We start from the raw sequence: 13472 nt of genomic DNA, 5'->3' as shown, positions 1-13472 counted from the left end.
CTGCCCCTTGTGCGGCGTTATGGATGAAACGTGCTGCCCTGGCTTCTTGCTTACTGCACCACGAACGAGGTGAACAGCACGTCCAGCACGCGTTGCGCCGGCAGGCCGCTGGCAAACGGCTTGCTGATGGTGTCGCGGATGTCGTCGGCGAGCTTGCGCTTGCCGTCGACGGTGGCCAGTTCGGCCGGCTGCCTGGCCGACAGCAGCAGCAGGATGCGGCTGCGCGCTTCGGGCAGGTACTGCGCCAGGCGCGCCTGGGTCTCGGCGTCAGCCACCTTCAGGGACAGGCCGGTGTGCAGGAAGCGGTCGCCGTCGTCGCTGCGCAGGTTGACGGTGAACGCGTCCAGCGGCACGAAGATCGGCGGCGGGATGACCGGAGCGGCGGGCGCGGCGGGTGCCGCCGGCTGGCGGCTGCTCAGCACGCTGCCCAGCACGAAGCCTCCGGCACCCAGTGCCACAACCAGCACGCCGGCGCCGATCAGCAGCAGCCGGCCGCGCTTGCCTGTGTTGCCAGTCCGGGGAGGGGAAGCCGTGTTCGCCATGAGAAGCCTGTATCGGAATGCCTGCCATTCTTCCGGAATCGCAGGCCAGCAAAGGGCCGAAAAAAAGGGGGAAACCCTTTCAGCTTGGCCATTTGAGCGGAAAGGGAGCAGGCACGGCAAGCGTCCTGCTTCGTAGATAGGTTGTCGAAATGAAATGGTTCGGTTGGTCGTCAGGCTAGGCGCGAGGAGGCGCCATAGCCATAGCTATGGCAACGACGAGCAACGACGCATGGCGGCCAACCGGGCCATTTCATGACAAGCTATCTGCGAAGCAGGGCGCTAAAGCGAGCGGGCGCCGTTGTGTTGCGCGCCTGCAGGCTGGTTAACGCTTTTTGTGGAGGGAACTTGAGTTGGGATTTCGGGCTGGGTGTTGCGGTGGGATGTCGTCCCCGGCGGCCTTGGCGGTTTCGCACGCGTTGTCGCGGGCGAGCCCAACGGCTTTTCTCCCCCGCTGGTTTGCTCCCCTCGCCCGCTTGCGGGAGAGGGGCGGGGGAGAGGGCCGGCGCATCCACGAAGTCAGTAGCCCAAGTCACGCACGCGCCTTCAGCCACCCAGCCGCAACCCTCGCCAGCTGAAATCCCAACTACGCTACTCGGGTAGTCAATCATGTGAATCCGTAACTCATCCATCCTGCAAGTCATTGTTTCACTTGGGTTTTTCAAAAAATACTCTTATATAAGATATAAGACATTTGACCGATGAGCCGCTTCCGACTACAATCGCGACGTACCGAGTCTTTCTAAACCTAATTACTCAGCAGGTTCCCATGCTTGAAAACTATCGCGCACATGTGGCCGAGCGCGCCGCGCTTGGCATCCCCCCTCTGCCCCTGACCGCCAAGCAGACGGCCGAGCTGATCGAACTGCTGAAGAACCCGCCCGCCGGCGAAGAACAGACCCTGGTGGACCTGATCTCCAACCGCGTTCCCGCCGGCGTTGATGACGCGGCCAAGGTCAAGGCCTCGTACCTGGCCGCGGTGGCGCTGGGCAAGGAACAGTGCGCGCTGATCTCGCGTGCCAAGGCGACCGAGCTGCTGGGCACCATGCTGGGCGGGTACAACATTTCGCCGCTGATCGAGCTGCTGGACGATGCCGAAGTCGGCACCGTCGCCGCCGACGCGCTGAAGAAGACCCTGCTGATGTTCGACGCCTTCCACGACGTGAAGGAGAAGGCCGACAAGGGCAACGCCAACGCCAAGGCCGTGCTGCAGAGCTGGGCCGACGCCGAGTGGTTCACCAGCCGTCCGGAAGTGCCGCAAAGCCTGACCATCACCGTGTTCAAGGTCCCCGGCGAAACCAACACCGATGACCTCTCGCCGGCCCCGGACGCCACCACCCGCCCGGACATCCCGATGCACGCGCTGGCGATGCTGAAGAACAAGCGCGAAGGCGCGGCGTTCCAGCCGGAAGAAGACGGCAAGCGCGGCCCGGTCAAGTTCATCGAGTCGCTGAAGGAAAAGGGCCACCTGGTTGCCTACGTCGGCGACGTGGTCGGCACCGGCTCCTCGCGCAAGTCGGCCACCAACTCCGTGCTGTGGTTCACCGGCGAAGACATCCCCTTCATCCCGAACAAGCGCTTCGGCGGCGTGTGCCTGGGCAACAAGATTGCCCCGATCTTCTACAACACCATGGAAGACGCCGGCGCGCTGCCGATCGAGCTGGATGTGTCGAAGATGGAAATGGGCGATGTGGTCGAGCTGCGCCCGTACGAAGGCAAGGCGCTGAAGAACGGCGAAGTGATCGCCGAGTTCAAGGTCAAGTCCGACGTGCTGTTCGACGAAGTCCGCGCCGGCGGCCGCATCCCGCTGATCGTCGGCCGTGGCCTGACCGCCAAGGCGCGCGAAGCGCTGGGCCTGGCCCCGTCGACGCTGTTCCGCCTGCCGCAGAACCCGGCCGATACCGGCAAGGGCTTCACGCTGGCGCAGAAGATGGTCGGCCGCGCCTGCGGCCTGCCTGAAGGCAAGGGCATCCGCCCGGGCACCTACTGCGAACCGAAGATGACTTCGGTGGGCTCGCAGGACACCACCGGCCCGATGACCCGCGACGAGCTGAAGGACCTGGCCTGCCTGGGCTTCTCGGCCGACCTGGTGATGCAGTCGTTCTGCCACACCGCCGCTTACCCGAAGCCGGTCGACGTCAAGACCCACCACACCCTGCCCGAGTTCATCAGCACCCGTGGCGGCATCTCGCTGCGCCCGGGCGACGGCGTGATCCACTCGTGGCTGAACCGCATGCTGCTGCCCGACACCGTCGGCACCGGCGGCGACTCGCACACCCGCTTCCCGATCGGCATCAGCTTCCCGGCCGGCTCGGGCCTGGTCGCCTTTGCCGCCGCCACCGGCGTGATGCCGCTGGACATGCCGGAATCGGTGCTGGTCCGCTTCAAGGGCCAGATGCAGCCGGGCGTGACCCTGCGCGACCTGGTCAACGCGATTCCGCTGTACGCGATCAAGCAAGGCCTGCTGACCGTGGCCAAGCAAGGCAAGAAGAACATCTTCTCGGGCCGCATCCTGGAAATCGAAGGCCTGCCTGACCTGAAGGTCGAGCAAGCGTTTGAGCTGTCGGACGCCTCCGCCGAACGTTCGGCCGCTGGTTGCACGGTGCGCCTGAACAAGGACCCGATCATCGAATACATCAACAGCAACATCACGCTGCTGAAGTGGATGATCGCCCAGGGCTACCAGGATCCGCGCAGCCTGCAGCGCCGCATCAAGGCCATGGAAGCATGGCTGGCCGATCCGAAGCTGCTGGAGCCGGACGCCGACGCCGAATACGCCGCCGTGATCGAGATCGACCTGGCCGACGTGCATGAGCCGATCGTGGCCTGCCCGAACGACCCGGACGACGTCAAGACGCTGTCCGACGTGGCCGGCGCCAAGATCGACGAAGTCTTCATCGGTTCCTGCATGACCAACATCGGCCACTTCCGCGCGGCGTCCAAGCTGCTGGAAGGCAAGCGCGACATCCCGGTCAAGCTGTGGGTCGCCCCGCCGACCAAGATGGACCAGAAGCAGCTGACCGAGGAAGGCCACTACGGCGTGTTCGGCACCGCCGGTGCCCGCACCGAAATGCCGGGCTGCTCGCTGTGCATGGGCAACCAGGCCCAGGTGCGCGAAGGCGCGACCGTGATGTCGACCTCGACCCGCAACTTCCCGAACCGCCTGGGCAAGAACACCAACGTGTACCTGGGCTCGGCGGAACTGGCCGCGATCTGCTCGCGCCTGGGCCGCATCCCGACCAAGGACGAGTACATGGCCGATATTGGCGTCATCAACCAGAATGGCGACAAGATCTACAAGTACATGAACTTCGACCAGATCGAGGACTTCAAGGAAGTGGCCGACGGCGTGACGGTGTAAGCTGCCGCAGTCAGATGGCATGAGGAAGGGGCCCCGCGGGGCCCCTTCTGTTTTTGCGTGGCCTGCAAGCACGGCAGCGCCGGTTTATGATCGGGCTCTTCGTTGTCCGGCAGCTTCCCATGGCGCGGAAGCGCCCGAACCAGGAGCCCGTGTGCCCGATCTGTCCGCTTTCCCCATCACCCGCAAATGGCCGGCGCAGCATCCCGACCGCATCCAGCTCTATTCGCTGCCCACGCCCAATGGCGTCAAGGTGTCGATCATGCTGGAAGAGAGCGGCCTGCCGTACGAGCCGCACCTGGTGCGCTTCGACACCGACGACCAGCTCTCGCCGGAATTCCTGTCGCTGAACCCGAACAACAAGATCCCGGCGATCCTCGACCCGCAGGGCCCCGGCGGCAAGCCGCTGGCGCTGTTCGAGTCGGGCGCGATCCTGCTGTACCTGGCCGACAAGTCGGGCAAGCTGATCCCTGCCGATCCCGCGCGCCGCTATGAAACCATCCAGTGGGTGATGTTCCAGATGGGCGGCATCGGCCCGATGTTTGGCCAGCTGGGCTTCTTCCACAAGTTTGCCGGCAAGGACTATGAGGACAAGCGCCCGCGCGACCGCTACGTGACAGAAAGCCGTCGCTTGCTCAGCGTGCTCGAGCAGCGCCTGGACGGCCGCGCCTGGATCATGGGCGATGAATACACCATTGCCGACATCGCCACCTTCCCGTGGGTGCGCAACCTGGTTGGCTTCTACGAGGCTGGCGACCTGGTCGGCTTCAAGGACTTCGTCAATGTGCGGCGCGTGCTGGATGCGTTCGTGCAGCGTCCGGCGGTGGTGAAGGGGCTGGATACGCCGCATCGGGGCTGAGCGCGCCGGGGCCGGGTACCGCGCCGGGGTCGGGCATCGTCCTACACGGTGCCTTCCGCGGCGCTTACAGAGCACCGGTCGCTCTACGTCCTATAGTCCAGGCACAGGCGCGCGGCCCCGCGTGGCCTGAGGAGCCCGGACCATGCCGATGCCCACCCCCTTGCGCCTGTTGCGCACCGCCATGCTGGCGGGCGCCGTGCCTGTGCTGGCCACGCTCGCCGCCTGCGGCGAATCCGCCAAGCTGCCGTCCGAAGCCGGCTTCGGACCCACGCCGCAGCTGCCGCCGCCCAACCAGACCGCCATCCCCACCGTCAAGATCGCGCCGGCCATCGGCTGGGCCGCGGGCCAGCGCCCGGTGCCGGCCGAAGGCATGGCGGTGACGGCCTTCGCCGACAAGCTCGACCATCCGCGCTGGGTTTATGTGCTGCCCAATGGGGATGTACTGGTGGCCGAGAGCAACGCGCCGCCCAAGCCCGACGACGGCAAGGGCCTCAAGGGCTGGATCATGAAGATGGTGATGAAGCGTGCCGGCGCCGGCACGCCCAGCGCCAACCGCATCACGCTGCTGCGCGACAGCAATGGCGACGGCGTCGCCGACCAGCGTTCGGTGTTCCTGAAGGACGTGAATTCGCCCTTCGGCATGGCGCTGGTCGGCAATGACTTCTATGTGGCCGCCACCGACGCGCTGCTGCGCTTCCCGTACCAGCCCGGCCAGACCGAAATCACCGCCGCGCCGCAGAAGGTGGTGGACCTGCCCGGCGGCCCACTCAACCATCACTGGACCAAGAGCCTGATCGCCAGCCGCGATGGCAGCAAGCTGTACGTGACCGTAGGCTCGAACAGCAACGTGGGCGAGAACGGCATGGACAAGGAGGTCGGCCGCGCCGCGATCTGGGAAGTCGACCGCCGCACCGGCACGCACCGCATCTTTGCCAGCGGGCTGCGCAATCCGAACGGCATGGCGTGGGAGCCGGTCACCGGCATGCTGTGGACCGCCGTCAACGAACGCGACGAGATCGGCAGCGACCTGGTGCCGGACTACATCACCTCGGTGCGCGACGGCGGCTTCTACGGCTGGCCCTACAGCTACTACGGCCAGCACGTGGACCAGCGCGTGAAGCCGCCGGCACCAGACCTGGTGGCCAAGGCGATCGTGCCCGACTATGCCGTGGGCGCGCACACCGCCGCGCTCGGCCTGGCTGCTGCCGGCGGCAACAGCCTGCCGGCGCGCTTCAGCGAAGGCATGTTCGTCGGCCTGCACGGTTCCTGGAACCGGCGCCCGCTGGCGGGCTACAAGGTGATCTTCGTACCGTTCAGCCAGGGCCGGCCCAATGGCGCGCCGTTCGACGTGCTGACCGGGTTTGTCGACGACGACGGCAAGGCGCGCGGGCGGCCGGTAGGCGTGGCGGTCGACCAGCGCGGCGGCTTGCTGGTGGCCGACGATGTCGGCAATACGGTCTGGCGCGTGAGCGGCGCCAGATAGCGGGGCGGCGGCGCGGCACCCAGCGCGGCTAGAATGGCGCGATCCCGCGCTGCCTGCCGGCGCCGACACCGCTGCCGCCCATGTCGCTGACCGTCTTCGCCGTCGTCCTGCTCGCCGCCTTCCTGCACGCCGCGTGGAATGCCGTGGTCAAGGGCGGCGGCGACAAGCTCTTGTCCACCGTGATGGTAGCGGTCACGGCAGGGCTGATGGCGGCGGTGGCGCTGCCGGCGCTGCCGCAGCCGGCGGCCGCCAGCTGGCCCTTCATCGCCGCGTCGGTGGGGGTGCACGTGGTGTACTTTGCGCTGGTGGCGCGCATCTATCGCAGCGCGGACATGAGCCTGACCTACCCGCTGATGCGCGGCTGCGCGCCATTGCTGGTGGCGCTGGCGAGCGTGGGCTGGCTGGGGGAGCACCTGTCGGCGCTGGCATGGGCCGGCATCGCCGTGATCAGCCTCGGCATCCTGGCCATGGCGGGCGGCGCCCGTGGTGCCAGTCGCGCCCATGGCGGGCGCGGCAGCCGCGAGGGCGTCTGGCTGGCGCTGCTGAACGCGCTGGTGATCGCCACCTATACGCTGATCGACGGCACCGGCGTTCGGCGCTCGGGCGCGCCGGTGGCGTATGCATTCTGGATCTTCGTGCTGACCGCGCTGCCGCTGGCGGCGTGGGCGCTGGCGGCGCGCCGGCCGGAACTGGCCGGCTACGTGCGGCGCAACCTGGTGTTCGCGCTGGTGGGCGGTGGCGGCACGCTGGCGTCCTACGGGTTGTCGCTGTGGGCGATGACGCGCGCGCCGGTGGCGCCGGTGGCCGCGTTGCGCGAATCCTCGATCCTGTTCGGCGCGCTGATCTCCGCGCTGCTGCTCAAGGAGCGCGTCGGCGCCGCGCGCCTGGGCGCGGCCTGCCTGATCGCCGCCGGCGTGGCCACGCTGCGCTTCGCCTGAACGGGTGAAACGCCGCGGCAAAGCGGGCCGGGTGCATGCCTGGCCGCCTGGCCGCTACCGGGCCGCGGCGCTGTCTATACTTGGCTTGACCGGGTTCTCAGGATGCCGCAGCGCGGCGTCCGCACACCAACATCACGAATACACGCCCGCCCACCTGGACATCGACGCCGAGGAGTAGGCATGGACCGCACCGCAGATTCGTTTCGCGCCTTTGAGCTGGCCGGCTGGGAAGACCCGGAGGTCGTCAGCCGCTACCAGGAGCATCTGTCGCACGTGACCCGGCAATCGGTCGAATCCTTGCTCGACGCCGCGCACGTGGCCCGCGGGCAGCGCGTGCTCGATGTCGCGTCCGGCTCCGGCTACGTCGCGGCCGGGGCGGTGCAGCGCGGGGCCGAGTCGATCGGCATCGATTTCGCGCTGGCGCAAGTGCAACTGGCGCGCAAGCTGCATCCCGAAGTCCAGTACGAGCAGGCCGACGCGCAGGCACTGCCGTTCGGCGACGCCAGCTTCGACGCCGTGGTCAATGGCTTTGGCCTGTGCCATATGTCCGACCCGGACGCGGCGCTGGCCGAGGCCTTCCGCGTCCTGCGCCCGGGCGGGCGCATCGCCTTTACGGTATGGGATACGCCGGAGCGCGCCGTCGGCTTCGGCGCGGTCTATGCCGCAATCCGCGCCTATGGCTCGATGGACGTCGATATCCCGGTCGGGCCGAACTTCTTCCTGTTCAGCGATCCCGGCCATTGCCGCAGCGCGTTGCAGCAGGCCGGTTTTGTCATGCCGACCTGCCGCAGCGTGCCGCAGGTCTGGCGCTTCTCCACGCCCGACCAGCTGTTCGATGCGCTGGCCCAGGGCACCGTGCGCGCCGCCGCCACGCTGCGCGCGCAGACCCCAAAGGCCCGCGACGAAATCCGCGCCGTGCTGCGCGGCACGGTTGCCGGCTATATGCGTGGCAGTGGCTTCGAGGTGCCGATGCCGGCGGTGCTGGCGGCGGCGGTGAAGCCCTGAGGCGGTTCGGGATGTTGGACGCCAGCCGACACCGCGGCCGCTAGCGTCGGCCCGTCCCCACCACTTCCCCTCCGGAAAGTGCCGTAATCCCCGCCGTAGCGGGGATCAGCCGGTGGCACGGTCATTGCGCAAGGAACAGCGAGCGCGGCGCCGCGGCTCGTTGTGCCACCTGCCAGCAATGGCTTCCCGGAGAACCCCGATGAACACCCGATCCCCATGCCAGAACGGGCAGGCCGCGTCGCGCCCGTCCGCCATCCGACACCGTTCGCGCCAGGCCATGGTGCTGTTGCGCGTGCTGGGCTTGTGCCTCAACAGCGTCGCCTGCGCGCAGTCCGAGGCGCCGCAGGCCGCCGCGGCGCCCGCCGTGCAGGCGGTGACACCGGAGCGCAAGTTCGCGCCCGGCTACCTGGAAGCCGCCGCCACCGGCTATGACAATGGCCTGGCCTGGCAGGAGCCGGAAGGCATCGTGCCGCTGCGGCCGCCACGCGCGGCGCGCGGCGTGCCGGCGGCGCCGATGGCGGGGGCGGAGCCGGTCGCCATGCCGGCGGGTGGGCGGGCACAGCCGGCGCGCTGAGCCAATGTCGATGTCGCCCCGGATTCCGGCGCCGCATGTGCCCGCGGACCTATTGGCGTTCCGCCTGTTCCTGCTCGCCCCGTCCAGCTTCCATGAAGCCATCCGGGAAGGCCGCGAAGAGGTCGAGCAATCCCGTCAGCCGTTGGCGTACTGATCCGCTGACAGCGGAGTCTCGGCATGCAGCGTCGTGCGCCGCCTCCGGGTCGGCCGTGCCTGCAGATGCCCCGGCGGTGTCGCCGTGCCGTGTGATGATGGAGGGGTGGAAAGCTGCCATGGTGGGTCCCTTGCGCGCTCTTGAAATGCCAGCTTACTTTCTTGAGCGGCTGGCGCCCAGCCGCGGCACCGGATTGCGGAATATCCGCAACGCATTGCCTACAATTCGCCACACCGCCCCGGAACGCTCCCACCATGGACATCGAACTCGCCCGCACCTTCCTCCAAGTCGTGCGCGACGGCAGCCTGCTGGCTGCCGCCGACAAGCTGCATGTGACCCAGACCGCCGTGACCGCGCGCATCAAGAGCCTGGAGGCGCAGCTGAACTGCCGCCTGTTCGAGCGCAACAAGGCGGGGGCGCGGCTGACGCCGGACGGGCAGCGCTTTCTCGGCTACGCCGGCCAGCTGGTGCAGACCTGGGAGGCGGCGTGCCGCGAGCTGCCGTTGCCGACGGGGCTGGCCAGCCTGTTCCGCTATGGCACCGAGATCAGCCTGGGCAATCCGCTGGTGCTGCTATGGGCGACGCGCCTGCGCCAGCGGATGCCGGCGCAGGCGGTGCGGGCCGAGGTGGGCGAGGGCGCGGAGCTGCAGCGCCGGCTGCAATCGGGCGGGCTGGACGCGGCCCTGGTGTATCAGCCGGAGTACGCGCCCGGCATGCACGTGGAAGCGCTGATGGAGGAGAAACTGATCCTGATCCGCTCGACGCAGCGCGACGGCGGCTATGTCTATGTCGACTGGGGCCCGGAGTTCCGCCGCCAGCATGACAGCGCGTTGCCGGAGCATGCCCGGGCGTCGCTGTACTTCAACCTGGGGCCGCTGGCGCTGCAGTACATCCTCCAGTACGGCGGCAGCGGCTATTTCCGTGCGCGCGTGGTGCAGAGCTACCTGGACAGCGGGGTCCTGGCGCGCGTCGCCGGCGCGCCGGAGTTTTCATATCCCGTGTTCCTGGTCTGCGCCAAGGCGCCCGCAGGGTCGGCGCAGGAGGCCGTGGACATCCTGCGCGAGATCGTGCGGGAGGAATCAGACTGGTCGCAGCGCTGGGACTTCCTGCAATAGCGCCCGGCGGTCAGATCCGCACTGGCACCAGTTGACCCGCAGGCGCGGGCACGGCCACCAGGCGCCACTGCCGCACGCGCCGCGCCCGGCCGCCGCCACCCCGGCGCGGCGGGCGCGGTTCCAGGCCGGCAAAGCGCCCATGCAACTGCGCGCGCGCAAAAACAGGTTCCGGCACCCGCGTGCCGATCAGCCAGGTGACGCAACCCCCCAACGCCACCAGTGCCAGCGCAAGCCCAATCCAGAGGATGGCTTCCATGTTCCCGCTCCATCGAATCGTTATCTGTGGTTCCAGTATTGGCACAAAGCATGCCGGCGGGTAAATGAAAGTTATTGGCACTTCATATCAATAAAATTGCATTCATCCCGGTTTTCGCTGCTAGTCGGGCGGTTCCGCGGTGGTAAGAAAAATCATCCGTTCCGACGAATCTCATAGACGTTGCGCGGCCGACACTGGCCTGGTCACCCTCAAAACACCTGGAGACCCCGATGCAACGCCTGATCTTCGAAGCCGAACACGACGCCTTCCGCGAATCCGCCCGCCGCTTCTACCAGCGCGAGGTCGGGCCGCACGGCGAGCGCTGGCGCGAACAGGGCTGCGTGGACCGCGAGGTGTTCCGCAAGGCCGGCGAGCAGGGCTACCTGCTGATGTGGGCCGACGAGCAATACGGCGGCGCCGGCGTGCAGGACTTCCGCTATGAGCAGATCCTGATCGAGGAAAACGCGCGCCATGGCGACTCCGGCTTTTTCGGCACGCTGCACTCGCGCCTGGTGGCGCCCTATATCGGCCGCATCGGCAATGAAGAGCAGCGCCAGCGCCTGCTGCCGGCGGCCGCGCGCGGCGAGTCGATCTTCGCCATTGCCATGACCGAGCCGCAGACCGGTTCGGACCTGGCCGGCATCCGCACCCGCGCCGAGGACCATGGCGACCACTGGGTGCTGAACGGTGCCAAGACCTATATCTCGAACGGCCAGCTGGCCGATGTGGTGGTCGTGGTGGCCCGCACCGACCCGGAGCGCAGCCACGGCCTGACGCTCTTCATCGTCGAACGCGGCATGCCCGGCTTCGAGCGCGGGCGCAAGCTGCGCAAGCTGGGCCTGCACTCGCAGGACACCTCGGAGCTGTTCTTCGACAACGTCAAGGTGCCCAAGGCCAACGTGCTGGGCGAGCCCGGCCAGGCCTTCCGCTACCTGACGCGCCACCTGGCCGAGGAGCGCCTGATCGGGGCCTGCGGCTACATGGCATCGGCACAGGTGGCATTCGATATCACGCTGGACTACGTGCGCGAGCGCAAGGCGTTCGGACGCGCCATCGGCACCTTCCAGAACTCGCGCTTCAAGCTGGCCGAACTGCGCGCGCAGCTGGACGCGCTGCAGACCTTTGTCGACCAGTGCGTGCTGCAACACAATGCCGGCACGCTGACGGTCGAGACCGCGGCGTCGGCCAAGCTGCTGACCTCCGAGCTGCAGGGACGGATGGTCGACGAGGGCGTGCAGCTGCACGGCGGCGCCGGCTATATGGAGGAGTACCGCATCTGCCGCATGTATGCCGACGCGCGCATTTCGCGGATCTATGCCGGCAGCAGCGAGATCATGAAGGAGATCATCGGCCGCGGGCTGGGACTGGATGACCGCGTGAAGGCATAAACGCGCCTGGGATGGTTTCCGACGGCACGGCCGGCAACGGCCGTGCCGTTTGTCGTTTTTTCCGACGGATAAGGAAATTCACCGGGTTAAAGGCATTTGTCAGGTGAATGAAAGCCGTTTGTAAAGCGGTTCGGTTGGAATGCGGGCGGGAGATCGTGTCCGGATGGCATCGACAGCATCGGGACCGCAGGCGAGGGCGCGACCAGACAGCCACGCCGCGCAACCTCGCGGGGTGCCGGGCGCGGCAATTTGGCGTGCCTCGGTGAACCATTCGGCGGGCACGGTCGTTTACCGCAGATCGTTGTCCAACCGAGCCCGACCGAACGTGCCTTTTGTCTTATCCCGTGTTGCCATGGCAGCCCTGCTGGGTCTGGGCCTCGTGGCAGGACCTGTGGCGAGCCTCGCGGCCGAACGCCCGGCCGATCCGCCTCCTCCATCAGATTCCGCAGATTCCGCGCAGGCCGCACCGGCCGATGGCCCGTGCACGCCGCCGCCGGCAGCTGCCACGCTCACCCTGGCCCAGGTGCGCCTTGACGCGTTGCGCTGCAACCGGACCATCCTGGCCGCGCGCCGCGGCGTGGAAGCCAGCCAGGCCGACGTGCAGATCGCGTCGCAGCGGCCCAACCCCGTGCTGAGCCTGGGTGTGGAGAACATCAACCCGCATGCCGGCGTCGGCTCAGGCAACTTGCGCAGCAAGACCGTGGATTCCACGCTGCGGGTGGACCAGCTGATCGAGACCGCCAACAAGGGCAACCTGCGCGTCGATGCCGCGCGCAAGGCCAGCGCCGCCGCCGGCGAAGCGGTGCAGGCCGTGGTGGCGCAACAGACCGGCGCGGTGGAGCAGGCGTTTTTCGACGCGCTGGCCAGCCAGGAACGCGTGGCCGTGCTGCGCGAAACGCTGGCGCTGTACGAGCGCACCCGGCAGGCCAGCGAGACCCGCCTCAAGGCCGGCGACGTGGCGCGCGCCGACGTGACCAAGCTGCAGCTCGACGCCCTGCGCGCGCAGAACGAGATGCGCCAGGCCATCACCGATCATTACCGCGACAAGGCCATGCTGGCGCAGGCAATGGGCGTGCCCGGCACGCTCGCCGACAACCGGCTGGTGGCCGACTGGCCGGCAATCGATGCCGCCGTGCCGCCGCCGGATCCCGACACGCTGCAGCGCCGCCCCGACGTGACCGCGGCCGAGGCGCGCCTGGCCGCCGCCGCGGCGGCGCGCGACCTCGCCCGTGCGGGCCGCGTGCCCGACGTCACCATCGGCGCGCAAGCCGAGCACTATCCGGTCTCACCGACCAACAGCTCTGGCTCCGGCAACAGCTTCGGCGTGTTCCTGTCGATGCCGCTGCCGGTGCGCCACAGCAACGGCGGCGAGGCGCGCCGGGCCGAGGTCGACTACTACGCCGCGCTGGACGACCGCAACCGCGTGATGCTGGAGGCCGGCAACGAGATCGACCGGCTGCGCAGCCAGCTCGAGACCGCGCGCCAGTCGCTGCGGCAGATGCGCGACGAGGTGCTGCCGGCGGCCGAGAGCGTGGCCCGCGGCGCCGAGTTCGCCTACAGCAAGGGCGCGACCGGCGTGCTCGACCTGCTCGATGCGCGGCGCGCGCTGCGCCAGACCCGGCTCGATGCCGTCGCGGCGCAGGGTGAGTACGCCAGGGCGCTGTCGGCGTATCGCGCCGCGTTGCAGACCTCGACCACCGCTACACCCGCCCACACCGCCGCCACTGGCGCCGCCACCGCGCGCCCCTGAAGCGCAGTTCCCGCGATCCCCTCATGTCCTTCCTGTCACGCATGTCCCGTCGC

12 protein-coding genes are annotated in these 13472 nt (G+C 68.1%); 10 read left to right on the top strand and 2 right to left on the bottom strand.

From position 1 onward, the window contains the following. Positions 1–50: 50 nt before the first annotated feature. On the bottom strand, positions 51–542 hold the full coding sequence (gene fliL / locus LIN44_RS21675; protein WP_227316287.1) for a flagellar basal body-associated protein FliL: 492 nt from the start codon (positions 540–542) through the stop codon (positions 51–53). A 766-nt stretch (positions 543–1308) separates the two neighbouring features. On the opposite strand from fliL, the gene acnB reads away from it, so the two are divergent. The 8 genes from acnB to LIN44_RS21635 all read left to right on the top strand — a co-directional run bounded on the left by acnB (position 1309) and on the right by LIN44_RS21635 (position 10025). Next, positions 1309–3900, top strand: a complete 2592-nt coding sequence (gene acnB, locus LIN44_RS21670) for a bifunctional aconitate hydratase 2/2-methylisocitrate dehydratase (RefSeq protein WP_227316286.1) — start codon at positions 1309–1311, stop codon at positions 3898–3900. Positions 3901–4051: 151 nt separating this feature from the next. Then, entirely contained in the window at positions 4052–4756 is a 705-nt protein-coding gene (locus LIN44_RS21665) for a glutathione S-transferase N-terminal domain-containing protein (RefSeq protein ID WP_227316285.1), read from the top strand. A gap of 142 nt (positions 4757–4898) precedes the next feature. Beyond that, positions 4899–6239 (top strand): sorbosone dehydrogenase family protein, encoded by a 1341-nt coding sequence (locus LIN44_RS21660; RefSeq protein ID WP_227316284.1) that lies wholly within the window; start codon positions 4899–4901, stop codon positions 6237–6239. Positions 6240–6319: 80 nt separating this feature from the next. Next, entirely contained in the window at positions 6320–7177 is an 858-nt protein-coding gene (locus tag LIN44_RS21655; RefSeq protein ID WP_227316283.1) for an EamA family transporter, read from the top strand. A gap of 180 nt (positions 7178–7357) precedes the next feature. Further along, complete coding sequence (locus tag LIN44_RS21650; protein WP_227316282.1) at positions 7358–8182, top strand: class I SAM-dependent methyltransferase; 825 nt, start codon at positions 7358–7360, stop codon at positions 8180–8182. A 199-nt stretch (positions 8183–8381) separates the two neighbouring features. Beyond that, the gene (locus LIN44_RS21645) at positions 8382–8756 is read left to right on the top strand and encodes a hypothetical protein (protein ID WP_227316281.1); all 375 of its coding nucleotides are present in this window, start codon (positions 8382–8384) and stop codon (positions 8754–8756) included. A 4-nt stretch (positions 8757–8760) separates the two neighbouring features. Further along, positions 8761–8910, top strand: a complete 150-nt coding sequence (locus tag LIN44_RS27660) for a hypothetical protein (RefSeq protein WP_370641742.1) — start codon at positions 8761–8763, stop codon at positions 8908–8910. A 254-nt stretch (positions 8911–9164) separates the two neighbouring features. After that, positions 9165–10025, top strand: a complete 861-nt coding sequence (locus LIN44_RS21635) for a LysR family transcriptional regulator (RefSeq protein WP_227316280.1) — start codon at positions 9165–9167, stop codon at positions 10023–10025. A gap of 10 nt (positions 10026–10035) precedes the next feature. Here the strand turns inward: LIN44_RS21635 and LIN44_RS21630 are convergent, their stop codons facing one another. After that, the gene (locus LIN44_RS21630; protein ID WP_227316279.1) at positions 10036–10281 is read right to left on the bottom strand and encodes a hypothetical protein; all 246 of its coding nucleotides are present in this window, start codon (positions 10279–10281) and stop codon (positions 10036–10038) included. A gap of 230 nt (positions 10282–10511) precedes the next feature. On the opposite strand from LIN44_RS21630, the gene LIN44_RS21625 reads away from it, so the two are divergent. Both LIN44_RS21625 and LIN44_RS21620 read left to right on the top strand, forming a co-directional pair. Beyond that, positions 10512–11669 (top strand): acyl-CoA dehydrogenase family protein, encoded by a 1158-nt coding sequence (locus tag LIN44_RS21625; RefSeq protein ID WP_227316278.1) that lies wholly within the window; start codon positions 10512–10514, stop codon positions 11667–11669. Positions 11670–12021: 352 nt separating this feature from the next. Beyond that, complete coding sequence (locus LIN44_RS21620) at positions 12022–13419, top strand: TolC family protein (protein WP_227316277.1); 1398 nt, start codon at positions 12022–12024, stop codon at positions 13417–13419. The last annotated feature ends 53 nt before the right edge of the window (positions 13420–13472 follow it).

The sequence above is a fragment of the Cupriavidus sp. MP-37 genome, assembly GCF_020618415.1.
Taxonomy (GTDB): domain Bacteria; phylum Pseudomonadota; class Gammaproteobacteria; order Burkholderiales; family Burkholderiaceae; genus Cupriavidus.
The sequence above is the reverse complement of the archived record's forward strand: the minus strand, read 5'-3'. Positions and strand labels throughout refer to the sequence as shown.